The organism is Leptospira gomenensis, assembly GCF_004770155.1.
GTDB classification, from domain to species: Bacteria; Spirochaetota; Leptospiria; order Leptospirales; family Leptospiraceae; genus Leptospira; species Leptospira gomenensis.
Genome location: NZ_RQFA01000061.1, coordinates 167,970 through 192,657, shown reverse-complemented (window position 1 = coordinate 192,657; position 24,688 = coordinate 167,970). Strand labels below are relative to the sequence as shown.

At 46.3% G+C, this 24,688-nt stretch carries 21 protein-coding genes and 1 pseudogene; 19 read left to right on the top strand and 3 right to left on the bottom strand.

Annotated features, from left to right (window positions below; all coding sequences use genetic code 11):
• The first annotated feature begins 1 nt into the window (after window position 1).
• The 7 genes from carB (at window position 2) to EHQ17_RS13635 (ending at window position 11,769) form a co-directional block, all read left to right on the top strand.
• Window positions 2–3,322: a carbamoyl-phosphate synthase large subunit gene (carB, locus tag EHQ17_RS13665; protein ID WP_135592234.1), complete on the top strand. Its 3,321-nt coding sequence runs from the start codon at window positions 2–4 to the stop codon at window positions 3,320–3,322.
• Window positions 3,323–3,494: 172 nt separating this feature from the next.
• On the top strand, window positions 3,495–4,046 hold the full coding sequence (locus tag EHQ17_RS13660; RefSeq protein WP_135592232.1) for a thioredoxin family protein: 552 nt from the start codon (window positions 3,495–3,497) through the stop codon (window positions 4,044–4,046).
• Window positions 4,047–4,050: 4 nt separating this feature from the next.
• On the top strand, window positions 4,051–5,340 hold the full coding sequence (locus EHQ17_RS13655) for a hypothetical protein (RefSeq protein ID WP_135592230.1): 1,290 nt from the start codon (window positions 4,051–4,053) through the stop codon (window positions 5,338–5,340).
• A gap of 381 nt (window positions 5,341–5,721) precedes the next feature.
• On the top strand, window positions 5,722–7,332 hold the full coding sequence (locus EHQ17_RS13650) for a flagellar hook-length control protein FliK (protein ID WP_135592228.1): 1,611 nt from the start codon (window positions 5,722–5,724) through the stop codon (window positions 7,330–7,332).
• A 15-nt stretch (window positions 7,333–7,347) separates the two neighbouring features.
• Window positions 7,348–8,127, top strand: coding sequence for a flagellar hook capping FlgD N-terminal domain-containing protein (locus EHQ17_RS13645; RefSeq protein WP_135592226.1), 780 nt, complete (start codon window positions 7,348–7,350; stop codon window positions 8,125–8,127).
• A gap of 31 nt (window positions 8,128–8,158) precedes the next feature.
• On the top strand, window positions 8,159–9,553 hold the full coding sequence (gene flgE, locus EHQ17_RS13640; RefSeq protein ID WP_135592224.1) for a flagellar hook protein FlgE: 1,395 nt from the start codon (window positions 8,159–8,161) through the stop codon (window positions 9,551–9,553).
• A 233-nt stretch (window positions 9,554–9,786) separates the two neighbouring features.
• Window positions 9,787–11,769 carry a GAF and HD-GYP domain-containing protein gene (locus tag EHQ17_RS13635; protein WP_135592222.1) on the top strand — a complete coding sequence of 661 codons (1,983 nt, stop codon included), beginning with the start codon at window positions 9,787–9,789 and terminating at the stop codon, window positions 11,767–11,769.
• A 283-nt stretch (window positions 11,770–12,052) separates the two neighbouring features.
• On the opposite strand, the gene murD is transcribed toward EHQ17_RS13635, so the two are convergent.
• The gene (gene murD, locus EHQ17_RS13630) at window positions 12,053–13,435 is read right to left on the bottom strand and encodes a UDP-N-acetylmuramoyl-L-alanine--D-glutamate ligase (RefSeq protein ID WP_135592220.1); all 1,383 of its coding nucleotides are present in this window, start codon (window positions 13,433–13,435) and stop codon (window positions 12,053–12,055) included.
• Between the two features lie 78 nt (window positions 13,436–13,513).
• Between murD and EHQ17_RS13625 the strand changes: the two genes are divergently transcribed.
• Window positions 13,514–13,846, top strand: a complete 333-nt coding sequence (locus EHQ17_RS13625) for an STAS domain-containing protein (RefSeq protein ID WP_010575596.1) — start codon at window positions 13,514–13,516, stop codon at window positions 13,844–13,846.
• Between the two features lie 6 nt (window positions 13,847–13,852).
• Window positions 13,853–14,611, top strand: a complete 759-nt coding sequence (locus EHQ17_RS13620) for an indole-3-glycerol-phosphate synthase (RefSeq protein ID WP_135592218.1) — start codon at window positions 13,853–13,855, stop codon at window positions 14,609–14,611.
• Window positions 14,612–14,738: 127 nt separating this feature from the next.
• Here the strand turns inward: EHQ17_RS13620 and EHQ17_RS13615 are convergent, their stop codons facing one another.
• Window positions 14,739–15,536, bottom strand: a complete 798-nt coding sequence (locus EHQ17_RS13615) for a hypothetical protein (protein ID WP_135592216.1) — start codon at window positions 15,534–15,536, stop codon at window positions 14,739–14,741.
• A 106-nt stretch (window positions 15,537–15,642) separates the two neighbouring features.
• Here EHQ17_RS13615 and rlmN point away from each other — a divergent pair, with 106 nt between their 5' ends.
• From rlmN to EHQ17_RS13565, 10 genes and pseudogenes are all read left to right on the top strand, one after another.
• Window positions 15,643–16,704, top strand: coding sequence for a dual-specificity RNA methyltransferase RlmN (gene rlmN / locus EHQ17_RS13610; protein ID WP_135592214.1), 1,062 nt, complete (start codon window positions 15,643–15,645; stop codon window positions 16,702–16,704).
• 156 nt (window positions 16,705–16,860) lie between these two features.
• Entirely contained in the window at window positions 16,861–17,109 is a 249-nt protein-coding gene (locus EHQ17_RS13605; RefSeq protein ID WP_425460715.1) for a Cys-rich protein, read from the top strand.
• A 14-nt stretch (window positions 17,110–17,123) separates the two neighbouring features.
• Entirely contained in the window at window positions 17,124–18,854 is a 1,731-nt protein-coding gene (locus EHQ17_RS13600) for an ArnT family glycosyltransferase (RefSeq protein ID WP_135592210.1), read from the top strand.
• A 398-nt stretch (window positions 18,855–19,252) separates the two neighbouring features.
• Window positions 19,253–20,386: a hypothetical protein gene (locus EHQ17_RS13595; protein WP_135592208.1), complete on the top strand. Its 1,134-nt coding sequence runs from the start codon at window positions 19,253–19,255 to the stop codon at window positions 20,384–20,386.
• Window positions 20,387–20,538: 152 nt separating this feature from the next.
• Window positions 20,539–20,787 carry a ChpI protein gene (locus tag EHQ17_RS13590; protein WP_135592206.1) on the top strand — a complete coding sequence of 83 codons (249 nt, stop codon included), beginning with the start codon at window positions 20,539–20,541 and terminating at the stop codon, window positions 20,785–20,787.
• Window positions 20,774–21,115 (top strand): annotated as a pseudogene (locus EHQ17_RS13585) (type II toxin-antitoxin system PemK/MazF family toxin). The gene EHQ17_RS13590 and the pseudogene EHQ17_RS13585 overlap by 14 nt, the downstream one beginning before the upstream one ends.
• Window positions 21,116–21,187: 72 nt before the next feature.
• Window positions 21,188–21,376, top strand: a complete 189-nt coding sequence (locus EHQ17_RS13580) for a hypothetical protein (protein WP_135736198.1) — start codon at window positions 21,188–21,190, stop codon at window positions 21,374–21,376.
• A gap of 195 nt (window positions 21,377–21,571) precedes the next feature.
• Window positions 21,572–21,985 (top strand): hypothetical protein, encoded by a 414-nt coding sequence (locus EHQ17_RS13575; RefSeq protein WP_135592204.1) that lies wholly within the window; start codon window positions 21,572–21,574, stop codon window positions 21,983–21,985.
• A 55-nt stretch (window positions 21,986–22,040) separates the two neighbouring features.
• Complete coding sequence (locus EHQ17_RS13570; protein WP_135592202.1) at window positions 22,041–22,718, top strand: M24 family metallopeptidase; 678 nt, start codon at window positions 22,041–22,043, stop codon at window positions 22,716–22,718.
• 251 nt (window positions 22,719–22,969) lie between these two features.
• Window positions 22,970–23,788, top strand: a complete 819-nt coding sequence (locus EHQ17_RS13565) for a hypothetical protein (protein ID WP_135592285.1) — start codon at window positions 22,970–22,972, stop codon at window positions 23,786–23,788.
• A gap of 77 nt (window positions 23,789–23,865) precedes the next feature.
• On the opposite strand, the gene EHQ17_RS13560 is transcribed toward EHQ17_RS13565, so the two are convergent.
• Window positions 23,866–24,546: a DUF1554 domain-containing protein gene (locus EHQ17_RS13560; RefSeq protein WP_167881221.1), complete on the bottom strand. Its 681-nt coding sequence runs from the start codon at window positions 24,544–24,546 to the stop codon at window positions 23,866–23,868.
• Window positions 24,547–24,688: the final 142 nt, after the last annotated feature.

The window sequence follows — 24,688 nt, the reverse complement described above, 5'->3', positions numbered from 1 at the left end:
TATGCCTAGAAGAGAAGATATCCGCTCTGTACTCATCCTGGGTTCCGGTCCGATCGTTATCGGCCAAGCGTGCGAGTTCGATTATTCCGGAACGCAAGCCGCCAAAGTCCTCAAAGAAAAAGGGATCCGCGTAATTCTACTCAACTCCAATCCCGCCACGATCATGACGGATCCGAATCTGGCCGACGCGACCTACGTCGAACCGATGACGGTCCAAGTGGTTCAGAAAATTCTCGAAAAGGAAAAACCGGATGCGATTCTCCCTACCGTAGGGGGGCAAACGGCTCTCAATTTGGCGCTTGCTTGCAACAACGCGGGTCTTCTCGAAAAATTCAACGTGGAACTCATCGGCGCCAAAGTGGAAGCCATCAAAAAGGCGGAAGACCGGGAACTGTTCAAAAAGGCGATGGAGAAGATCGGCGTAAGAGTTCCCGCGTCGGGACTTGCCAACAATCTCAAAGACGCCGCCGAGATCAAAAAAAGGTTGGGTCTGCCTTTGATCGTTCGCCCCGCGTTCACTCTCGGAGGAACCGGGGGAGGAATCGCCTACACGGAGGAAACTTTCGAAGACGTAGTTTCCAAAGGTCTCAAGGCTTCTCCGATCAGTCAGGTTTTGTTGGAGGAATCCGTGCTCGGTTGGAAGGAATTCGAGCTCGAAGTGATGAAGGATTCCGCCGACAACGTGGTCATCATCTGTTCCATCGAAAACATCGACCCGATGGGAGTTCATACGGGGGATTCCATCACGGTCGCTCCGCAACAAACCCTTTCGGACAAGGAATACCAAAATCTCCGCGATATGTCCATCGCGATCATCCGGGAAATCGGAGTGGAGACAGGCGGATCGAACATTCAGTTCGCGGTCAATCCAGCCAACGGGGACGTCATCGTCATCGAAATGAATCCGAGGGTTTCCCGTTCTTCGGCGCTCGCTTCCAAGGCTACGGGATTCCCCATCGCGAAAATTGCCGCGTTGTTGTCCGTCGGTTACACGTTAGACGAAATTAAAAACGACATCACTCGTGTCACCCCCGCTTCCTTCGAACCTTCCATCGATTACGTTGTCACCAAGGTCCCCAGATTCGCGTTCGAAAAATTTCCCGGCACGGACGATACTCTCGGCGTTCAGATGAAAGCCGTCGGCGAGGCGATGGCCATAGGAAGGACGTTTAAGGAAAGTTTCCAGAAGGCTCTCCGTTCGTTGGAAATCGACAGATACGGATTCGGTTCGGACGGATATTTTCAAGAATTATTATATTCCAGAAGTTTAAACCAGGATCAAAGAAAGGAATGGATCGATTCCTTACTCAAACGCCCCAACGACAAACGGATTTTTTACGTCAAACTTGCGTTAGACGAAGGTTACACGGTGGATCGTATCCACGAACTTTGTAAGGTGGATAGATGGTTCCTCTGGCAAATGGAGGATCTTTTCAAACTCGAAAAGGAATACGAGTCCGCGGGGGATTCCATTCTCGCCAAGATGAAACGGGCCGGTTTTTCCAACCGCCAGCTCGCGTTTCTGAAAAATAAAAAGCAAATTCTCGATCTGCTCGATTCTTCTCTACGTGTGGATTTGAAAAAGACGGAGATCCAGAACCTCCTCAAGAATACGGAAGACGAAATCGAACTCGTTCTCGTTTCCGAAAAGATTCTTCCCGTGTTCAAACGGATCGACACCTGCGCCGGAGAATTCGAGGCATACACTCCGTATTTTTATTCCTCTTACGACGAGGAGGACGAATCGGACGTCACATCCAAACGATCCGTGATGATTCTCGGAGGAGGTCCGAATCGGATCGGTCAAGGGATCGAGTTCGACTATTGCTGTTGTCAAGCCTCCTACGCGCTTCAGGACTTGGGAATCGAATCCATCATGGTCAATTCCAATCCGGAAACGGTTTCCACCGATTACGATACTTCGGATCGATTGTACTTCGAACCGCTCACTTTGGAAGACGCGTATCGGATTTATCAAAACGAAAAACCGGAAGGTGTGATCATACAATTCGGAGGACAAACCCCTCTCAAACTCGCAAAAGATCTGGAAAAAAAAGGAGTGAAAATTCTCGGCACAAGTCCGGATTCGATCGACCGCGCCGAAGACCGTAAACGTTTCGTAGAAGTATTAGAAAAATTGAAACTAACTTCTCCGGAAAGCGGAATCGCAACTTCGATGGAGGAGGCGAGGGCAATCGCGCACAAGATCACGTATCCCGTTCTCGTTCGGCCTAGTTACGTTTTGGGCGGAAGGGCGATGCTCATCATCAACGAAGAGAAGGAACTCGACCGTTATATGGAAAAGGCGGAAGAAATTTCCAAGGATCGTCCTTTGTTGATCGATTCCTTTTTGGAGGACGCGATCGAAGTGGACGTGGACGCGCTCTGCGACGGAAAGGATGTTTTTATCGCGGGAATCATGGAACATATCGAGGAAGCGGGGATTCACAGCGGGGATTCGGCTTGTGTGCTTCCTCCGCAAACACTTTCAAAAAAGATGATGGAGGAAATCAAAAAGGCGACAAAATCCCTCGCGATCGAACTCCAGGTGAAAGGTCTGATCAACATACAATACGCCGTGAAGGACGAGGTTCTCTATATCATAGAGGTCAATCCGCGCGCTTCGAGAACGGTTCCGTTCGTGTCCAAGGCCCTCGGACATCCGATCGTAAAATACGCTACACGTATCATGATGGGGGAATCCCTGAGTAGTCTTCCTCTTCCGAAGGAAATGGCGTTTCCGCAGGTGGCCGTTAAGGAAGCGGTGCTGCCGTTCAATAAATTTCCCGGGGTGGATACGATTCTCGGACCGGAGATGCGTTCCACGGGAGAAGTAATGGGAATCGCCTCGAGCGCGGGAGAAGCGTTTTTAAAATCCCAATACATGGCCGGAGACGAACTTCCGTATCAAGGAACCGTTTTCGTAAGCATCAACGATAAAACGAAGTCTGAACTTCTCTCCTACATCAAAGATCTTTCGGAACTCGGTTTTAATCTGATCGCGACTGCGGGAACTCATAAGTTCCTTTCGGACAACGGAATTCTTTCGTCCAAAATCAACAAAGTATACGACAACGTGTTTCCGACCGCGTTGGATTATATTCGCGAGAATAAAATTCATCTCATCATCAACACACCTTTGTCTCGTGTTACCAGAGACGACAGTTTTACGATCCGTCAGGCGGCCATCCGTTTTAAGGTACCTTGTCTAACGACGTCTAACGCGGCAAAGGCGCTGATCCGCGGGATGGTGGAAATGAAGAACAAAGGTTTTACGATCCATTCTCTGCAGGAAATCCATTCGATGCCGAAGATATATTGATAAAAACCGACTTCCTTCCCCGGAGGGCGGTTTTTTTTCGCGATTCCGTTCAACGAAAACGACGATTGCAAAAAAGTTTGCTGTTTATCATTTGAAATCTTTGTAAAAAACTGATTACTTTTGATAAAAAAATAATTTCATGAAAAAAGCCTGACTTCACTGTAAGTCCAGAATGGCTCTTCTCGAATCCGAAAAAATTCCGTTAGGAAGTATTCTTCCCGCGTTCCGACTTCCGGATCCGAACGGGACCGTTTATGATTCCGATTCCCTGTTCGGTTCCACTGGTTTGTTGCTTGTGGTGACGTGTAATCATTGTCCGTATGCGCAGGCTATCTGGCCGCGATTGATCCGTTTTGCCGCGGAAATCCTTTCGTTGGGAGTGAAAACCGCGGCCTTGAATCCGAACATTCACCCCGATTATCCGGACGATTCTCCGGATGCGATGAAGACAAAAATCCAAGAATTGGAAATTTTTTTCCCGTATCTGATCGATGCGGAGCAAAACGTCGCAAGAAGTTTGAAGGCCGTGTGCACTCCCGATCTTTTTCTCTACGACTCGGATCATACTTTGTACTATCACGGTAGAATGGACGACAACTGGAAGAATGAAAAGCAGGTTTCCCGTAAGGAATTGGAAAACGCAGTCCATCAACTGGTAAAAGGAAATCCGGCTCCGATCAATCAAATGCCTTCGATGGGTTGTTCCATCAAGTGGAAGGAGTAAAACTTTGCCTTCGATAACTCCGGATCAAACTCCGATCGTAATGGAGTCCTTTCAGGACACCGAATTGTTAAACGAACACTATCGCGAGATAGAAACAAAAACCCTGGAACACTTTCGTTCGGAATTTAGAAAAAACGAAACTTCGTTGGACGAGGTTTCCACGAAGGGGTTGTCTCCGTTTCTTAGAAAAAGCGGAGATCTTTATCAGGATTGGAGGATTCTAAAAAAAAGTCTTACGGACAAATACGACGAACTTCAGAAAAGTAGAAATCTTGAATATGAATTGATCTATCGAAAACTCGTCGCGGATAAAAACAAAAAATCGAAACAGACTTCCCTCATCGGCGATATCTTTCAATCCGTCGTAGACGGCGTTTTGAACACGGTTTATACCTGGTTTGATGCCGACAAAAAAAAAGATTCGGTCGCGACCGTTCCGCAGAAGATTCCGCAACGCTCCGCGCAGGACGACGATCTCCGTAAACTTTACCGTGAGATGGTGCAAAAAAAACTGAAAGAGAGGGACAGAAGTTTTTCCCTATTTCAGGATCTTCTTCGAGAATCGGCGTTGAATTGGAATCAATCCTATCGGAAAAAATTCCACCAGAGTCTTGCTTATACGGTGAAGGATTTGGAGAATGCCAAATCTTCCAAAGCGGACATTCTCGGCGCCGCAAAAAACGCGAAAAAAGCGGTGAACAATTTCCACGACGAGGAAAAAATTCAAAGATATTCAGTTTTTATGATAGACTTTTTTTTCGATCGTCTTTTGAAAAAGGAGCCCGTCCCGGAAAATCGGATTCTACTTCCGGAAACGGTCGAGCCGAAACAGACGGCTAAACAAATCGAAGAAGCTCCGAAAAATCGGGAAACGGAACCGAAGAAATCGGAAGAGAAAAAAAATCAAACTTTGGTCGTCAATCCGACCCGTGACGACTCGGAATCCCAAAAAATCGCCGAACGCATCGTAGGTGAACCGGAAAAAAAATCCACCGCTTCCAAGAAAAATTGCGCGATCACCGATCTTCCCGATCATCTTATCAAGGAGTGTTACGAAGATTATCTGATCGTAGATACTTCCACGCGGGAAAAAAAACTCGAACTTCATAGGATTCGTCTCGGTAAGGAAAATCAAAACACCAGAGCGGAGGCGATCGAATTTTTCAGTCAATGTGTTAACAAAGATCCGGCCTCGATTCCCATTGCGGAGTCGGTTCTCAAGCGTCATACGATCACTCAAGAAGAAGAGAATCGACTTTCCGATATGATCCGGAAACAAAAAGCCTGCAAATAATAGGTTTTTCAAACTCGGCTTTTGTTTGTCGTACGTGAATTCGTGTGAGTTCCCACGTAAGTTTGACGGGAGAATCTTTTGTCGCCCGTGAATTCGTGTGAGTTCCCACGTAAGTTTGACGGGAGAATCTTTCGTCGTGCGTGGATTCGTGTGAGTTCCCACGTAAGTTTGACGGGAGAATCTTTCGTCGCCCATGAATCCGTGTGAGTTCCCACATCTTTTCCGAAAAAAACGGTTTCGTTCCGATCATTCGCCGGCCGTTCCTCGATTTTCAATACCCCAAAAACGAACGCGCGACATAATCACAAAAGGGAAGAAGATAATATAAAAAACCGTCAAGGAATTCAGCGAAAGATCGATTTTAATACTGCGGAGCGTAGAATGAATATTTCCGGCGATCTTACGATTTCAGAATTCAAACCTCAGACACAAACCGGTTCCACACCGAACCTAACCAGCGCGACGGGCGCGTTGATCGGAAAAACATCTTTTCTTGACGTAATGAAAACTCTACAGGGTTCCGCGCAGAAAGGACTGGATGAAACTCTCAGTGGAGTTTTAAAGCCGACCTCGAAGTCGGAAGCGCAATCACCTAACAACGAAACAACGAATCATTCGGAGCCGGAGGAAATCGAAAACGTCGTCGTAAAAGACGAACCTTCGGTCGAAGAGGAAAAAACCGAAACGGAACCGACAGCGGATTTGCAAGAAGCGACTAACGTGACAGCGCTTCCCTGGTTTTTGGTCGCCGAGGCCAAAACGAACGAAACCGTGGATCCCGAAATCGAAGCCGTCATCGTAGACGAACTTCAAAATCAGATCGAAACCGAGATCGACGCGGAAACCGTGGAAACCGGATCAAGATCCGAAAACGAAACCTTGGAAACGTTTTTCCGGAGGGAAGAGGAAACTCATCACCCCGAAGAAAACACGAAAACAAAGGAATCATCGATCGGATTCGAAGACACGACCCAGGACTCGTCTTCTCCTGTGGAAACTTCCAAAGAAATCAAACGTCCTCATTTCAAAAAAGAAGAAACGTCTCGCAACGAAGAACTCGCCGAAACCTCCCATTCCGGAACGGCCGTCCGTCTACGGAACGCGGAGGAAGAAGTAAAGGAATTCAAACTCGGAGAAAAAAAAGTTTCCGGAAAAGAAGCGCAAACCGCGGCATCGGAAGAGGTCAAAGCGGAAGTTTCGAAGGAAGTCGCTCTCGATTCCGAAAAATGGAAAATCAGTCGCGATAAAAAAACCGACTCGTATCTCGCGATAAAAAATTCCGCGAGAGAGGAGATCAAAACCGCCGTATTACAACAATTTGGCGATTCGTCCTCGGGAAAATCCTCTTCCGGCCAGGAACAGTCTTCGCGTTCCGGAAACGGGGATTCCTATTCTTCTCTTATCAAAGGGAACACGTTATCCGGAACCTCTTCCATACGCGAAACCTCCTCATTCAGGACCGAAACCGGCGAAGGGAAGGAAGGGTTCGCCTCCCTGTCCAAAAAAGACATGGAAAAAAATTTCCAATCCCTGATCCGAACCGCGAGGGTTCAGATTCTCGGGGAAGGTAAAACCGTCGCGAGTATTCGAATGAACCCGAAGGATCTCGGTCACATGTCGCTTTCCATATCGACGGACAAGGACGTGATCCGCGGAAAACTTCTCGTAGAATCCGATTTCGTTAAACAACAATTAGGCGCCGAGCTCGCCAATCTCAAACAGGAACTGAAAGCGAGCGGCTTAGAATTGGAATCACTGGTGATCGAAGTAAGGGAACAAGAGGGATCGTTCGCTTTCAACGCGGAGTCCGATAAAAGCGGACGCGATTCTCGCCCTTTTTTCGAGGCTTTCGACGCGGAACAAAACCCGAATTACAAAAGCACTTTTTACGAGGACGAAGAATTTTTCTCCGAAGAAAATTCGCCCGAAGCTAACCCTTTTTCGGAAAAAACCGAAAGGAAAAACGAGAAATTGCTCGATCTGAAAGTATAGGCCTCGGAGGGAATCATGCCAGAGACAACAGGCGTCAGCCAACAAGCTACAAGAGACCGTTATCTCGAAGGAGACAGAAGTTTCAATATCCGGAACCATATGGAGAATATGGAGAAGGAGGAAAAGAACGGCCTCAAAGGAATCGAAATCCGTTCCACGGTAAAATCCCTCGGCAAGGACGATTTTCTCAAACTTCTCATCACACAATTATCTTCCCAGGATCCGACCAATCCAGTCAAGGATCAGGACTTCATCGCGCAGATGGCACAATTCTCTTCCCTCGAACAGATGAATAATATTTCCACGGGGATTCAGAAGATGGGGAATCGGCAGAGTTTTTCCCTCGTCGGAAAACTAGTCTCCGGTCCGGACTTCGTAAACGGTGAAAACGTCGCGGGAATCGCGGGGGCTCTTTTTTTCGACGGCGAAGGAAAGACCTTCGTTAGAGTCAACGGAAGATCCATCGACGTGGAACAGATCTCTTTGATCAGCGATCCGGTCGTTCTCAAGGAACAGGAGGCCGCATACAATCAAAGTCAGACGCAACATAACGGTTCGGTTCGATCCACGACCGAGTCTGCGGCGCCTGCAAGCGGAGCTTCCGCAACGGCGCCTAACGCGCCGGAAGAAAAAGCGCTCAGCGGAGCGGAAAAACGGGATGCGGTTCCGATTTCGGATAACGTTCCTCCCGGAGAAGTCGCCAAAGAAAATTCGCCTAACGACAGAACGGCGACCGAGGATAAACCTTCCGATTGGAAATTCCCCGGAAAAAACAAAAGTAATTCGTACGAATAAATAAACAAAGGTTAATCGAGGTAACAGCTTTATGATGAGGTCACTCTATTCCGGCGTATCCGGACTCAAGAACCATCAGGTCCGAATGGATGTCATCGGAAACAACATCTCCAACGTGAACACGCACGGTTTTAAAACGGAACGCGTCACGTTCCAGGATATGATCTCCCAGGAACTTAGGGGAGCCTCCGAACCGAAGGAGAATATCGGGGGCGTGAACCCGCAACAAGTGGGTCTCGGGTCCTTGATCGCCGCAATAGATAAGATCATGACTCAAGGATCGCTGCAGACTACGGGTAAAAATACGGACGTGGCGATGTCCGGGGAAGGGTTTTTTATCGTGAAAGACGGTGAAAAACAATTTTATACGAGAGCCGGAGCTTTTAACCTCGATAAGAACGGCTACTACGTCAATCCGGCTAACGGTCTTAAGGTGCAAGGGTGGAACGCGAGACTCGACGATAAAGGAAACAAGTTCATCAATTCATCGGCATCCATCGAAGATATTATCATTCCCGTATATTCCAAGGAGCCCGCGAGAGCGACTTCTCAGATCGATTTTAAATCGAACCTGAATTCCTCCGCGCCCGCGGTTCCTCCCGACTCGACCCAGGAAGAGATCACCGCTATGATCAACGATCCCGATCCGAAGATGAGAAGGGGGCACGTCACCACGATCAAAACCTTCGACGATCAAGGGATTCAAAGGGAATTTAAAATCGAATTTTATAAAGTACGCGATAACACCTGGAAAGCCCGTCTCAATTTAACCGACGCGACACAACTTTCCGTGGACGTAGCGGGAACGGGCGGTCAAAATACGCAACTTCCGGGAAATACGGAACTCGAATTCGGCTTTACACCGGACGGAAAACTCGTTTACGTTTCAGACGGAGTTGATTCGATGAACAGCGGTAAGTTGAACGCGAAGGTTTCCTTCCGGATTCCGGGGAACCCTGCAGTACAAAGTTTCGATCTCAATCTGGGAGAAGCGGGAATGGTGGACGGAATCACACAATTTTCCTCCGACTTCACCACTAAAGCGGTGAAACAGGACGGTTATACCATGGGTTATCTGGAATCGTTTTCGATCGACAATTCGGGGACGATTACGGGCGTTTTCTCCAACGGAGTCCGTCAACCTCTCGCGAGAATCGCCACCGCCGTATTCAACAACCCCGCCGGTTTGGATAAGGCGGGCGACACGATGTTCGCGTATTCCATGAACTCGGGAGAACCGAATATCGGGGAAGCCGGAGTTCAAGGAAGAGGGAAGATCAACGCCGGACTTTTGGAAATGTCTAACGTGGATCTTTCGGATCAGTTCACGGATATGATCGTCACACAAAGGGGATTTCAAGCGAACTCCAGAACGATCACGACTTCCGATCAGATGATACAAGAGGTATTGGGTCTCAAACGTTAAGTAAGCCTTCTAACTTAAGCCCTTTCCTTACTCGAATAATTTGCCTTCTTCGAGGGGGTTGGGGATTTTTTTCTAAGAGGGCCGACGCGGCAACGGTTCGCTCCGTCGGTCCTCGATTTTTTTCCAAATTCCGCTTTTTGAATCCTTTTTTCGACTTCCCTTTTTTTGGAGGAATCGATCAAAAATTCTCTTTCCCTGAATTTTAAAGTACGGTTTCATTGGCTCCTGGAAGAATGAGTCAGAAGTTTCCAAAATACGTAGTCACGGATTCGCGTTCCCTTTCCCGCAAACTTTCACCGGTCTCTTCCCGCTTAGAACTTCAATTTCTAGACCTCAAAGAATTTTTCGATTCCGAGTCGATCAAGGATTCGATCGGTTTTTTGAATGTGATTTTTTATCTTACGATTCCGGTGTTGAACGAATTTCAAAGGGACATCCACAGAAGGTTCCAAAGTAATCCCCTAATTCTGAGCCGTTTTATCCTAAACGATACTCTGGACTATATTCCTTCTCCGGATCTCAGAATAGAAGAGGATCTTATTTTTGCGATCCTTCCGGAAACTTCCTCCGAAGTCGTTTTGAACAAGGCGTTCGTCAACGCGTTCACTCAATTGCAGATGGTTACGGATCAATTCGATCTGCAACACAAGGTGAATACCACCAAATACGAAATCTCGAAACTTACCCGGATCGGAATCAGTCTCGCCGACGAAAAGGATTTTCATAAACTTCTTCGGGAGATCATTTTTAGCGCGAGGGAGATTTCGGTCGCGGATTCGGGTTCTTTGTATCTCGTCGAAAAGGACGAGCTCGGTTTTATAAAAAATTTGCGTTTTAAGATTTCGTCCATGGATATCGACACGGAGGAATTCCTACTTCCGATCAACAAGTCGAGCATCGCCGGATACGTCGCTGCGACCGGAAAAATTCTGAACATACCCGACGTCTACGATCTCCCCGAGGACGCGGAATATACGTTCAACAGCAACTTCGACGTATTATCGAATTATCATACGAAGTCCATGCTCGTCGTTCCTATGAAAAATCATAGGAACGAGGTCGTGGGAGTCATTCAGCTCATCAATAAAAAACGGAACTTCAACCAAAAGTTGACGGTGGAGCAGATGAAGGGTAAAGACGTGCTTTCCTTCGACGACTATTCCGCTCAACTCGTGATGAGCGTGGCCGGTCAGGCCGCCGTCGCCATACAAAACAACAACCTCTTGCAGGAGATCGAAACCCTCTTCGAAGGGTTTGTGACCGCTTCCGTAAACGCGATCGAATCGAGGGATCCGACCACGAGCGGTCACTCCTTCCGTGTCGCCTTGTTGACGGTCGGTTTGGCGGAAACGGTCGATCGGATCTCGGACGGGAAATACAAGGACGTACGTTTTTCCAAGGAACAGATCAAGGAAATACGTTATGCGTCCTTGCTTCATGACTTCGGCAAAGTCGGGGTGCGCGAGAAGGTTCTCGTTAAATCCAAAAAATTGGAGGACTACGAACTCGAACTGATCCGTTGGAGATTCCAATACATCAAAAAGGACATCGAATCCAGAATTCTCCAAAAAAAGACGGACTACCTGAAAAAACGGGGAAGCGCGGGATTCGCCGATTACGAAACCTCCCTGGAATTCGAACTTCAGGTCGAATATCAGAAATTGGACCAGATGTTCCAGATCGTGGTGGATTCCAACGAGCCTTCCATATTAGAAGAATCTAATTTTCAAATGTTGGAGGAGATCGCCAAAGTCAACTATGCGACCACCGCAGGAGAAAACCTGAATCTGATTTCGCCGTACGAATTCGGATTTTTAACGATCAAAAAAGGTTCGCTCGATTTCGCGGAGCGAAAGGAAATCGAATCGCACGTAGAACATACGTTTCAGTTTCTGAGTAAAATCCCTTGGACGGGGGATCTCAAAATGGTCCCTTCGATCGCGCACGCACATCACGAAAAGTTGGACGGAACCGGATATCCGCGCGGGTTGGCGGGGGATTCGATTCCGATCCAGTCGAGGATCATGACGATCGCGGACATTTTCGACGCACTTACGGACAAGGATCGTCCGTACAAACGTGCCGTTCCTTTAGAGCGAGCGCTCGACATTCTTCAGATGGAGGCCCGCGACAATCACGTGGACGCGGAACTTCTCAAAATTTTCATAGAAGGCAACGTGTATGATCGTCTTCAGAGTTCGGGGTTTTTGCGTTAGTCGCTCTTTGATCGGACACTACCGATAACTCAACGTGCCACTCTCTATGGATCGCTCCGGTAACTCAACGCGTCGCTCTCGCTCCACGGGGGGCGTTCCGCGCAACCGGATCGCGAAACGAATGGATTCGAGTGCGACGGCGCGGCCGGGCTTGTTCCGCGCTGCGGCTTTCGCCTTCGGTCGTCTCTGCGAGACGACTGCTTACGCACGCTCCACATCCCTAACGCGGAAAAATAACGCCGAATTCCGTTACGGAAATTGGACCGCGTGCGTCCCCAAAAAATCAGATCGGTTCGTTTAGGAAATCGCGCACTAGGGAGAGGAAATGGTTTCCGCGTTCTTCGAAATTTTTATACTGATCAAAACTAGCACAAGCGGGAGAGAAAACGATCGAAGCAACGTTCGTTCCGTTTTTCAGACGAATTCTATCGTTGTGGTTTTTGTCGGAAAATCTTTCGGACGAATCGAGTAAAAGGAAAACGTCCTTTAAGGATTCGAGGGAGATCAATCGAACTCCCATTCTTTCCCGAAGGCCTTGTTCCCAGACCGAACGAGCTTCGCCGATCAAAACGATCGAACCGATTCCCTGCATTACGAAATCGTAAAGCGGTTTCGGGTCTTCCTGTTTCGGTCTTCCTCCTAAAATCAAAAGGGTTTCCTCCGGATTTTTCCACGTGGACATTCCCGCGAGCATACTATGAAGATTCGTGGATTTGGAATCGTTGACGAAGAAAAGTCCTTTTTTTTCACCCGCGATCTGGAATCTGTGCGGAAGTCCTCGGAACGAAACGAGTTCGGATTGGATCGATTCCGGTTTTCCACCGATCGCCTCGGCGGCCAAAATCGCGGCGGCTAGATTCTCGCGATTGTGGGAGCCCGGCAGATAAAATCCTGAAATGTCGTATTCGTAGCGCGAAGTTCTGATTTTATTTTCCGCCTCGTCCAGAAAAGCATCGCATAACGCATGTTTGCCGAATGTCCGGATCGTACATTCGAAATAGGACGTTTCCGGGAGAAACGATTTGATTTTTTCGGAAACGACGAAAACGTGCGCCGGATTTTTTGCGTCCGCGATTTTGAGCTTCGCTCGGAAATAATTCTCCATCGTTTTGTGACGCTCCAGATGATCCGGGGCGAGATTTAAAAATACGGAGACGTCGAGTCGAAGCGGGGACGAATCCTCCAATTGATAACTGGACAACTCTAAAACCGCGAGGGAAATCGGTTCCCTACAAAAGGAGGAAAACGGAATTCCCAAATTGCCGCCTTCCCTAAGATCGGGAAAATCCCTTCGAAGCAGATGTGCGGCGAGGGCGGTCGTTGTGGATTTCCCGTCCGTTCCGGTTACACCCAATAGTTTACCGGGAAAAAAATTTCTTCCTAAGTCGATCTCCGATACGACCGGAATTTTTTTTTCGAACGCGTAGGTAAGAATCGGATGTGCGGGTAATATTCCGGGAGATTTTACGATCAGCGAAACCGGAGGAAGTTCGAAAGGATCGATCGTGTCGGGAAGATACGGTATGGAAAGAGATTGCGGACGATTCCGATCACAAAGAATCGGTTCGGCTCCGAGCGAAACGAGAAGTCCGACGGCCGCGTTTCCGGAAATTCCGCCTCCGAGAACAAGCGTTCGTAAACCGTGAAACGAGTCTGGAAATTTCATTTTTGGGCCGTTGAACTGTGATTGACAGGTTATTTTCGCCCGCGATAGTTGTCAGTAGCAAAAACTAAGGATATTCCCTTGCTCGATCACAAAGTACGCGACGGTGTTTTGATTGTTTATCTCAAAGGACGATTGGATGTTTCCATCGCCAATGAAGTAGAGGAAAATCTGAATGATCTGATCGACAATCAAGGTCATAAAAAAGTGATTCTGAATATGCAGGAAGTGGATTATATGTCCTCTTCCGGTTTTAGGGCTTGTATTTCCACATTAAGAAAATTGAATTCTAAAGAAGGCGCATTAAAAATCAGTAATATTAAGCCGGCCGTAAAACGTATCTTCGACGTGATCGAACTCACCTCCCTTTTCGATATCCGTGAAACCGAAGACGAGGCTTTGAAATCCTTCTAATTTCCGATGTCTTCCGCACAACTACACCGGGTTCTCCGAGAAATCATCTCCACAAAACAAAACGAAATCAAGGACATTCAAGACAGCGATCCGGCTCCGTACGATGGGCTGGGGCTGCGTGATTCCTTACGAAGCCGGACCTTTTCGATCATCGCGGAGTGTAAGCGGAAAAGTCCTTCCGCCGGCCAAATCCGCTCCGATTACGACGCTTTAAGCGTAGCGAAAGTCTACGAAGAGTCGGGAGCCTCGGCCATCTCAGTCCTTACCGATCGCCAATATTTCGGAGGTTCCCTAGAGGATCTGAGGGCGGTTTCGTCTAACGTAAAAATTCCGGTTTTGAGGAAGGATTTCATTTTGGACGGGATTCAGATCCGGGAAGCGCGGTCCAACGGAGCGGCGGCCGTTCTTTTGATCGTTAGGATTCTGACTCCGGATCGGATTCGCGACTTCATCCGAACCGCTTCCTCCTTGGGAATGGACAGTCTCGTCGAAGTACACACCGTGGACGAGGCGAAACTCGCGCTCGACTGTGGTGCGGAGATCGTCGGCGTCAATACGCGGGATTTGGATACGTTCCAGATCCATCAGGATTTGGTGGAGGAAGTCGCGGCGATTCTTCCTAAAAACATCGTCAGGGTCGGAGAATCGGGAGTGCGGAGTCGATCGGATTTGGATCGTTTCCGCAAATTGGTGGACGCCGCCCTGATCGGCACTTATTTTATGGAAAAGCAGGACATCCGCAAGGCCTGGCTCGATCTATTTTAGTATTTTATAAGATTCTGATATAATATTAAACGGAATGTATCTCCGCGGGGCCGGTCGAACCTAAAAGAAACAGTCGTAATACCGTTTCTTTTAGGAATTCCGCCCGAAAATCTTATGTTGTGCCTTCCTATTCTTCTTTTGATATAATTATCCGGGCCCTATGCGGGTAAGAAAAGTTGCACGCTCCCGTACAAGTTATTGTTATACCGCCGGTTGAATACGAGTATAATGAGATCATCAATGATCTTCGTAAAGACCCGCTTGTCGCATCATCTACGCAGTTCGTTTGACCTTCCGTTCCAGGTAGGACGCAAACGGGATATGAAATATCAAAAGGAGGATAGATTATATCCGGCAGTTGGGCAAAAGAGTCCTCATAATCGAATAAGTCACTCATCGAAATGGTCTCTATATCCTGTTTCAATAAGCCTCCGACCATACGTCTTCCGAATCCTTGTTCTAAATCGTTGAACATTTGAATTTTATATCTTCCGGCTTCGGGGTAGTCGAACGTAACGAATAAACCCATACCGTTATTAGAACTATAACCGAAACAAAATGTAGTTCCATCCGCTAAAGTTCCTATATAAGGACTTTTGTAATAACTCGCATTGTTCGGGTCTAACCAAACGCCCGGTTCATTGATTAATCCCGGTTTACAAGGAGGAATTTGCGCGATTCCCGCAAGTATGATATTATTTAAATCCTTCTCCAACTTTTGATTCGCGAGCTTTTCAGGGTCTTCTAAGCCGTTTTCTAATATTGAACAGGAAAGATAGAAAAATACGTAAAAACAAAATATTATTTTTTTTACATATACCTTTGAAGTTGAATTCAACGACATGTTTGTTATAAAAAAAGGAACACTTTTGACGTAAATATTTTTTTGTGCTCGGGCATTGAGGGCCGATTTCGGATGATCCATATGGAAAAAAACTTCGATTCTTTTTTCGATCCCTATTTCCGGCGACTGAGACTTTTTTAAAGGGTTTCCTCCCGAAACGGCCGGAAAAAAATCGGTTTAGGGCCTTATGACGTACGATTCTCTCGGAGACATACAAACCGGAAAAATTCCTCTCAAAGGAAGGACCTTGTCCGAACTCTCCGAGATCGTGCTCTCGCTGGGGGAAAAACCGTTCCGCGCCAAACAGATCTACCACGGTCTGTACGTAAACCGATACGAATCCTGGGATCGATTCACCACGTTCTCCAAGGCGCTTCGCGAGAAACTGGAGGAACAGTGTTCCTTGACGAGTCTTCATACGATAAAACATCTCAAATCGGTGGACGGGACGCAGAAGTTCACCTTCGCGTCCGAACCCGGAAACGGAAAGGAGTTCGAAGCGGTTTGGATTCCTTCCGGAGACGGCGGTAGAAAAACGATCTGCATCTCTTCCCAGGTAGGTTGTACTCTCAATTGCAAATTCTGCGCGACCGCTAAATTAGAATTTCAAGGTAATCTAAAGGCTCACGAAATCGTAGACCAGGTTTTACAAGTGGAAAAGACGGTGGGAGATCGGGCGACTAACATCGTTTTTATGGGAATGGGAGAGCCGTTCCACAACTACTTCAACGTGATCCGAGCGGCTTCCATCCTACACGATCCGGACGCGCTCAATCTGGGCGCGAAAAGGATCACGATCTCCACTTCGGGGGTCGTGAACGGAATCCGAAGGTTCATAGAAAACAAGGAGCCGTATAATTTCGCGATTTCGCTCAATCATCCCGATCCCGACGGAAGACGCGAGATCATGGACATTGAGGAGAAGTTCGCGCTTCCGGAACTTCTACAAGCGGCCAAGGATTTTACGAGAGAATTAAAACGAAGGATCACGTTCGAATACGTTATGATTCCCGGCGTTAACATGGGAAAAGAGAACGCGGACAAACTCGTCAAAATCGCGAGATCGCTCGATTGTAAGATCAACGTCATTCCGCTGAACACGGAATTTTTCGGATGGAGAAGACCCACACACGATGAGGTGCGGGAATTCATCTCGCTTTTGGAACCCGCGGGCGTTCCGATTCTGAACCGAAGATCGCCGGGAAAAGATATCTTCGGTGCGTGCGGCATGCTCGCCTCAAAAAGTTGACCTCCTCTTTCCTATTTGGAAAATGGGGCAATGAATCTAAAAAGGATTTTTCTTTTTATAAAACTTCCCGATAACCGATTCCTTCGTTTTCGACGGACGGAAACGATAAGGATCGCGAGTAAATTCGGATTCGGATTCGTTTTTCTTTTTGTATCGATCCTTTCCCTCGTTTCCTGTCAGGAATACGTTCAACAAAAGTGTAATTCCGCCTGTAAGTTTTTTGTTCAGTGCGCGGAGAATACGTTTAAGGACGTAAAGGTTACGGACGCGGAAAGAGGGCAGGCGATGATCGATTGTGAAAGCGGTTGCATCCGCGAACAAAGTTTCGTGCTTCCTTGTTTCGAATCGGAGACATCCTGCAAGGGGTTTAACACCTGCGTGATGGAATCCGGGTTTATGGATTAATTTTAGGTTACGGTATGAATCAGATCTCCTCCGATACTTCTTTTCTTTCCAAGAAATTCCTTTTCGTTTTTCTTCTCGTCGCGATTCTTCCCCTGCTTTTTACGTTTCCTCTGGACGTGATCGACATCGACTCCTCGCAATACGCGGAAATTTCGCGGGAGATGGTGGAAGGCGGAAATCCGTTTTTCATCCGGGACAACGGTAGGCGGTACTTAGATAAACCGATTCTAACGTTTTGGAAGATTTCCCTTTCCTTTTTAATCTTCGGCTACGAGAACTTTGCCTTTCGTTTACCGGCGATCCTCTTCACACTTCTGTCGTTCTGGGGGATTTTTAAACTCACCGAATTGTATTCCGGAAGCCGTACGAGGGCGTGGCTCGCGGTCTTTTTGTATTCTCTTTCACCCGGACTTTATTCCATGGTGGTGGATCCAAAGATAGACGTTTATCTTACTCCCTATCTCATCCTGGTTCACGCGTTCTACTATCTTGCGCTTAAGAAAAACAAAAATTACTATTATCTAATGTATTTTTCCATGGGGCTCGGATTCGTAACGAAAGGGCCTATCGCCATGGTGATTTCCGCAATTTCCATCGGAGGGGATATCCTGTTTCGGAGGGATTGGAAACGTCTCTTCGAAATGAGGCTGTTTCCGGGCGCGCTTTTGGCGCTTTTGCCGCCCTTGTTGTGGTCCATTCCTTTATATTTCGAATTTCAGACCTACGGACCTTACTTCTTTTTGTGGATCCAATCCTTCGGACGTTTTTACGCGAAGATGTATAATCAGAAGTTCAATCCGCTTTTCTTCTATTCCAACTTCTCCTGGGCTTTCGGAATATTTATTCTTCCGTTTTTCGGATTTGTCGCGTTTCGGATCCGCGAATTCATGAAACGATCGGGTTTTAAAGGACTATTTCAGAATATTCTAAAAAACGAATATAGTAGCGGCGATTTCGTTCCTGGATTTTGGTTGTTTCTTTTTCTGTTTCTGATCAGCTTCTCCAAATATCAACTCCCGCAATACATCTATTGGTGTCTTCCCGCCGCGGCCGTCATCGGCTCCGGCGTTTTAGAATCGATTCTTTTCTCGGTTTACGACGCGAAAGGCGGACCGTTTTGGAAGACGGAAAAGATACTTATGTTCGCCACGGGAATTTTCTTTCTGATCGCAGTAGCCGCGATTCCCGTTTTCAGCGTGGACGTTTCCTGGACGTATACGATTCTTCCGATCCTCTACGCGGTCGTTTTTCTGTGGACGTATCTACGAGGGAACGGTCCGACGAAAACGCTCGCCGTGTGGTTGTTTCCGATTTCTCTTTTTCTTTCGGTCGTGAGTTTGTATCTGTATCCGATGCTGACTTCGTATCAACCTTCCAAAGAGATCGGCAGTTTTATCCGCGAACACGAAGTGGGAAAGGAGAAGTTGTTTCTATTCGGCGTTCCTGCTTCCAAACGGTCCTACGCCTATTATTCGAAACGGATTGCGAGAACTCTTTTCGATCCCGCGGTTCTTTACGAAGCGGTTCGTCAAGACGGGGAACGTTATGTGGTCGTTCAGGATAAATGGGTCGGTAAGATGGGCGAATTTTTCGGAGACGGCCTTCGATTCGAAACAGTACGGGAATTTCCGGCGTATAAGGTTGCCACTCCCGAAGGAAAATTTTTTCTTAAATCCCATAGGTCCGCACTTGCGGGGAAGGTGATCTTGATGCGGGCCACGCTCAAAAAATCGGAGAAAAAATGACGGAATCGAAAAAAAGTCGAGAGGGAATTTCGCGATTCTCCCGAATCTTTAAGTAGGCTAAATTGTGAGCCTGGTTTGGTTTTGGTCCCTGGGTAAAACCGGGGACGCTTTTCCTCGTTCGTGAGAATCGATTCTTCAAAAGTCGCACAGTTCTTCTACTTCTTCCCTATTAGCCGCAAATCCATTTTCAAAGCCAAAATTTCCTCGGGGTTCGTTTTTCACGATGTTTCTGAGTTATGGATCCTTTTCGAAAGTCGATTCATTGATTTTTCTCTTTTTTCGTTTTTCTTTACTACGAAGACGGGCCATATCGTTTGTCCTCAGACATTCGATCGTGAAAACGGGAAAGAACCGTTTGCGGATTGCATATAATTATCGTTAGACGGGATTGCTGGAAAATGAGACTTCGAAAAAAGACTGAATTTAATAGTTATTGGAGGTTAGCTTATTGGAATCGTTATGACCGCCGCTTTGATAACTTTGATCAACCTGACAAAGTTAATTTTAAGAAAGCAATTCGAAGTCTGGAGAAATGGATAGATCAAAAATATCAGGATCGAGGCGATAAACAAAACTATTTGGTTAAGTTAGCAAATAATCTTGCTCCATGGTCCGGGTATTGCTTTTTATGGGTCATTGATTTTTTACACGAAATTAGAATAGAAAATGAGACAGTATTTCGAATCCTTCTCGCAAAATTTAAATCCGCGGAGTTTTCATTCGAAGCCTACGAAATATTAAAAGAGCTATTCCTACTAAAAAGAATCGTCAATTTATCGGAAATTGAATTAGATCCAAAATTTGTGACCGGAGAAAATCCGGATATCCTAATTAAATCGAAAAAATATGGAGACATTATTATTGAGATAACGCGCTTAGAAGCATCGAAAGAAGATCGATTTGTTTCAGAGTGTTTAAATAAAATTAATGCAAAATTTAATGAAGGTAGGATTCATTTGGCATTTAAATTTTTACGACGTCCAGAAAAGTCCGAATTAGAACAATTGTTGGTCCATATTGATGACGGAATTTATTCAACGAAGGGTGGTTTTACGATTCAAACGGACTATATCGTATTAATTTCTGAATCTAAGTACGAATTTAGTGATCAAGAATTTTCTGATTTATGTAAATGTAACTCACTTTCGTTCAATCAAAGAACAGGCTGGATTCAATCGGATAAAACAGCGGATAGAATTTTCGAAAAAATCAAGAAAAAAAATAAATACTCCAAAAAGTTTGATCAGTATATTCTTAGTCTCTATGGAATAGAAAGTCTATTTTATTTTTGGGAAAAAAAGGGCCTTGCACTTGAATTGGAAAAGATAGCGACTAAGTTTCAATATCCAATTAAATTTAATTTTCAGACTTTAACTGATGAAGAAAATTGGGCTCAAGATTTTATAAAGTTTAGGAAAACTTCCTTCGAATTAGGTTTTAATAAATTAAACAATCATACTTTTACGTTGGACAGAAAATATGAAAACCAATTTGATCAATTCACTATGGAATTAATGCAAAACTTCGCCTAACCTCCTCGCTTCGTTCGTCAAACTGCCCTTAGGCCTAATTCGATTTTGAAGCGCGGTACGCGTTAAAAGAAAAATCCATTTTCAGAGTTTAGGCTAATAAAAATCACGTTTTTCGAAGTTGGCATTGGTATTACCGGGGTTATACCTCCGATATGAAAACTGCAATTTCAATTCCGGATGAGTTATTTAAAGTCGCCGAGAAAACGGCAAAAAAACTTGGAATACCTCGAAGCCAGCCTTTTGCAAAGGCGTTAGAAGAATTTATTCGATCGCATAGTAAGGAATCCGTAACTGAGAAGTTAAATAAAATTTACGGCAGTAAATCCGAAGAGTTTAAAAGTAATCTCGCAGACGTATCTGTAGAGTCACGGCGTAAGAGTTTAGAAAATGATTCGTGGTGATATCTGGTGGGTAGACTTAGGAATTCCATTCGGAAGTGAGTTTGGATTTAGGCGACCCGTTTCGATTATTCAAGATGATTCCTTTAACGAAAGTAATATCGGTACGGTAGTGTCGATTGCGATTACATCGAACTTAAATTTGTCTGAAGCTCTCGGCAATGTTCTGGTTAGTAGGAAAGAATCGGGCTTATAAAAAGATTCGGTAGTGAATGTGTCTCAGATCGCGACTTTAGATAAAGAGAGATTCATCGAGCGGGCGGGAAAACTTAAATCAAATAAGTTCGACAAAATTGAAGCAGGGCTTAGGTTAGTGACAGGCTTAATTTAAGATACTTCGCATAACTGCGGTTTATCGCTGCCTGGTCGCTTGGGGCGGATAGAAGGATGGAAAGACCACGAAATGTTACGACGTTCTGCTGTGAGGGAGACGTTACGGGGTCGATTTAGTATATTAGAAAAAAATAAATTGAAATCCAATTTCAGGTTAGTGATGCACGAACTGATCGATCCGAAGGACCGGGTCGTGATGGCTTTTCAGGGAAAGATACCTTTTTTAAAACGACCCGAATCTAAAAATGCGGCGGCTTAAAAGCGAAACGAACAAAACAAATCCTTCCGCAGAAGAACGAAATTCTAAACAATTACTTGACGTTCGTATCGGTTTCCGATTCATTCTTTCCTCCGTGGGAACTGACTTTCCCGGAGACGGTGTTTCGTCGTCGTAGAAAAACCGCTTTCGAATCGACAAAGCTGATTCTCACAATACGAAACAAGGACGGACAAAGTGAATCCCATCTTTCGAAATATTCTGGCTTTTTTGGCGGGCGCCGTTGTGGGTAGCGCCGTGAACATGGCGATCGTAACGGTCAGCGGTCATATCATTCCTCCGCCTAACGGAGCCGATGTGACCACGATGGAGGGACTAAAGGCGTCTCTGCATTTGTTCGAGCCGAAACATTTTTTCTTTCCTTTTTTGGCCCACGCGCTCGGAACGTTTTTCGGTGCATTCGTGACTGCAAAGATAGCGGCGACCCGTCGGCTTTTGTTGGCGGCCGGAATCGGAATCCTGTTTCTAATCGGAGGAATCGCGAATACGATCCTGTTGCCTTCTCCGGTTTGGTTTACTGTTTTGGATCTTTTGGGCGCTTATCTGCCCGTCGCATATCTCGCTGGAATTCTCGCGATCAAAAAACGTTAGGCGGCACCGCAGCTTCGTATGCGGCCGACTTTTCTTTGTTAAAGGACGACTTTGAGTGAATTCGGAACAAACGTTAGAACGTTTAATACAGGCGCAAACCAAGGCGGAGATCCTATTCGACCGTATCGAGCGGGACGGTTTGATACGTCCCGGTCTCGCCGAATCGGAGTTAAGCGATTCGATCTTTCGTTTAGCGGAATCGCTTTTTGGAATCCGCAAATACTGGCACAAGAGGATCGTAAGGGCGGGGGCGAATACGGTTTTGCCCTACGATTTTAATCCCCCGGATTCGATGATTCTCGAAGACGACATACTCTGGGTGGATTACGGTCCCATCTTCGACGAATACGAGGCCGACTTCGGAAGGACCTACGTCCTCGGGAGCGATCCGATCAAACTCAAATTAAAGGAAGACGCGGCCAAAGTTTGGAGTATATGCAGAAATTATTATATCGATCGACGGGATGTCACCGGTTCCGAATTGTATTCCTTTGCGCGTTCTACCGCGGAAAAATTCGGTTATCGTTTCGGAGGCGAAATCGCGGGACATCTGATCGATCGTTTTTCCCATCATAAAATCCATTCCAAAGATCGGATCCATTATATCCGGGAAGGCAACGAAGTTCCGTTAAACGAAAAGCCGGACGGTAAAGACCGGTTTTGGATTTTGGAGACCCATCTCGTTCTTCCGGAAAAAAACTTCGGAGCATTTTATGAGGAATTGCTAATTTAGTTTTTTAGAACTCGATCGTTTCGTTTGTGGATCGAAGACCCGCTCTGCGAAATACGATTTCCTTTTTAGAACGTTTTTTCCGCGATTTTTCGTCTTCCGGTTTAAAATATAGAAAATTCGCCCTTCGGTTTTATTTTTCATGCTGTCTTAAAACGATTCCTAAACGGATATAACGATTGAACTCGGATTCACGTTGTGCGTCTTAATATTCCCTTGAAAGAGCGACTAACGTGCATTCGTTTGGGGGTTTTTTGCGTAAACTTACGATTTTTATTTTAATTCTCGCGTTTTTACCTTCTTTGCTTTTTTCGGAAAAGAAAAAGATCTATATACGAAGGGGAGAAGGGGCGCTTCCGATCAAAGATACGTATATAAATACGGGGATCGTATTTCTTTCCATTTTCGAATATCCCGTTTTGGATCCCAGGCAGATAGAAGCGATCCTCATCGGTTTGCAGGACAGAACCTATTCTCTCAACTCGAAACACACTTCTTTCGGAATCGAAATTCCGGGCGAACTGCCTTCGACGTTTTACCGTTTGGGTTTCACCAACAGCGTATATTCGGCCAGACCATACGATTCCTATCTGAACGCCTTATACACGAACAAATATATTCTCATCGAACCGAGACCGGTCATCGACGGTCTTCAAAACGCGTTTCTTCTTTTTTCGCTTCAATACGTCGTTCCTTATATCTCCACGGAAATGAGGAACGGAGTCCGTTACGAAACGAACAGTATAGATCTCGGTATTAAATACGAATTCAAAACGTTCAACGGACTCGATCTGATCGGCGGCGTGGACGGAGGAATCGGAGTTTGTGCGATTCGGGAAAGCTGCACCTCCTACAACATCAGCCCTTTTGCGGGAATCAAATTGAACTTCTGGGACATTTCGATCGCTTTGGAAGCCTATCACCGTTACGTTTGGTTGGAGTTCGGTCCCGCTAGTCTTCATCTAAACATAAAATCCACGGACACGTATATGATCACCCTTTATCGGGAATTCGATTCAGAGACGTTGGATTTTCAGGGTAAGGATCCGGCTCCGAAACCGAAATACCGTTAACTTCGTTCTGGACGGTGATTTTTCAGTCGCCGTCCAGAATTTGCGTATATTTTTATATACGAATATTCAAAAAACGTTTACTGCTGGACACAGAGAAGTCGGGCCGTTTCGTCGCAGTTTTTGCCTCCTACGTGAATGGAGGAAATGTCCTTCCCGTCGGGGAATCCTATCTCACCGGTATCCCCTCCCGCTCCGTTGTTGGAAATCCAATCCGCGCAGGAATTGGTGACGCTCCAATCCGGATTGAGCCCGGTCCAGATTTCGAGTCCGTTGACGTTCGTAAACGAATTCTGGAATTCGTTAAACGGGTTAAAGTCGAAAAGACGTTTCGAATTGCTTTTAAACACCACCGTGGTTCCGTCCATCCTTCTGTATTCCGTATCCGCAGCGAGGACCCAATCCACTTGACCGTCGCCTAATCCGTTGAAGTCGGCATCCGTGTTTCTGGAAGCAAGTCTCGTATTTCCCGGCCCTCCGTGTTCCGAAACCAACAATGCCTTAAACGTCGATCCGATCGGAGCGTTTGCTGGTTTTTGAACGTTACAAAACGCGTCGGCTCCGGAGATGCCGCCGAAGTTTCCGTCGTGAGCGTCTTCGGTGACGAACACGACCTTGTATCCCGGCGAAAAAAGGGAGCCGCTCGGATTCAGAAGTAGAAGCGTAAAAAGGTCGGACTCGTTCGAATCCTTACGGTCCGAACAGGAGAGAGCGAATACAAAGAGTAAAAGGGAGAGTGTGTAGATTGTGATCTTTTTCATACTTCGAAAAACCGAAAACGTTTCGGGGATTTTCATTTACGGGATGAATTTCGAAACCTAAGTTATAAGTGGATTCATCTATTATGAATGACTCATATAAAATCGTTCGCGACGATCTTTGTGGTCCGATGTACGGACGGGA

What these genes read in the sequence shown, in the direction of transcription:
- carB (WP_135592234.1), top strand. Translation starts at nt 2, where the DNA reads ATGCCTAGAAGAGAAGATATCCGCTCTGTACTCATCCTGGGTTCCGGT.
- EHQ17_RS13660 (WP_135592232.1), top strand. Translation starts at nt 3,495, where the DNA reads ATGGCTCTTCTCGAATCCGAAAAAATTCCGTTAGGAAGTATTCTTCCC.
- EHQ17_RS13650 (WP_135592228.1), top strand. Translation starts at nt 5,722, where the DNA reads ATGAATATTTCCGGCGATCTTACGATTTCAGAATTCAAACCTCAGACA.
- EHQ17_RS13645 (WP_135592226.1), top strand. Translation starts at nt 7,348, where the DNA reads ATGCCAGAGACAACAGGCGTCAGCCAACAAGCTACAAGAGACCGTTAT.
- flgE (WP_135592224.1), top strand. Translation starts at nt 8,159, where the DNA reads ATGATGAGGTCACTCTATTCCGGCGTATCCGGACTCAAGAACCATCAG.
- EHQ17_RS13635 (WP_135592222.1), top strand. Translation starts at nt 9,787, where the DNA reads ATGAGTCAGAAGTTTCCAAAATACGTAGTCACGGATTCGCGTTCCCTT.
- murD (WP_135592220.1), bottom strand. Translation starts at nt 13,435, where the DNA reads ATGAAATTTCCAGACTCGTTTCACGGTTTACGAACGCTTGTTCTCGGA.
- EHQ17_RS13620 (WP_135592218.1), top strand. Translation starts at nt 13,853, where the DNA reads ATGTCTTCCGCACAACTACACCGGGTTCTCCGAGAAATCATCTCCACA.
- EHQ17_RS13615 (WP_135592216.1), bottom strand. Translation starts at nt 15,536, where the DNA reads ATGGATCATCCGAAATCGGCCCTCAATGCCCGAGCACAAAAAAATATT.
- rlmN (WP_135592214.1), top strand. Translation starts at nt 15,643, where the DNA reads ATGACGTACGATTCTCTCGGAGACATACAAACCGGAAAAATTCCTCTC.
- EHQ17_RS13600 (WP_135592210.1), top strand. Translation starts at nt 17,124, where the DNA reads ATGAATCAGATCTCCTCCGATACTTCTTTTCTTTCCAAGAAATTCCTT.
- EHQ17_RS13595 (WP_135592208.1), top strand. Translation starts at nt 19,253, where the DNA reads ATGAGACTTCGAAAAAAGACTGAATTTAATAGTTATTGGAGGTTAGCT.
- EHQ17_RS13590 (WP_135592206.1), top strand. Translation starts at nt 20,539, where the DNA reads ATGAAAACTGCAATTTCAATTCCGGATGAGTTATTTAAAGTCGCCGAG.
- EHQ17_RS13580 (WP_135736198.1), top strand. Translation starts at nt 21,188, where the DNA reads ATGTTACGACGTTCTGCTGTGAGGGAGACGTTACGGGGTCGATTTAGT.
- EHQ17_RS13560 (WP_167881221.1), bottom strand. Translation starts at nt 24,546, where the DNA reads ATGAAAAAGATCACAATCTACACACTCTCCCTTTTACTCTTTGTATTC.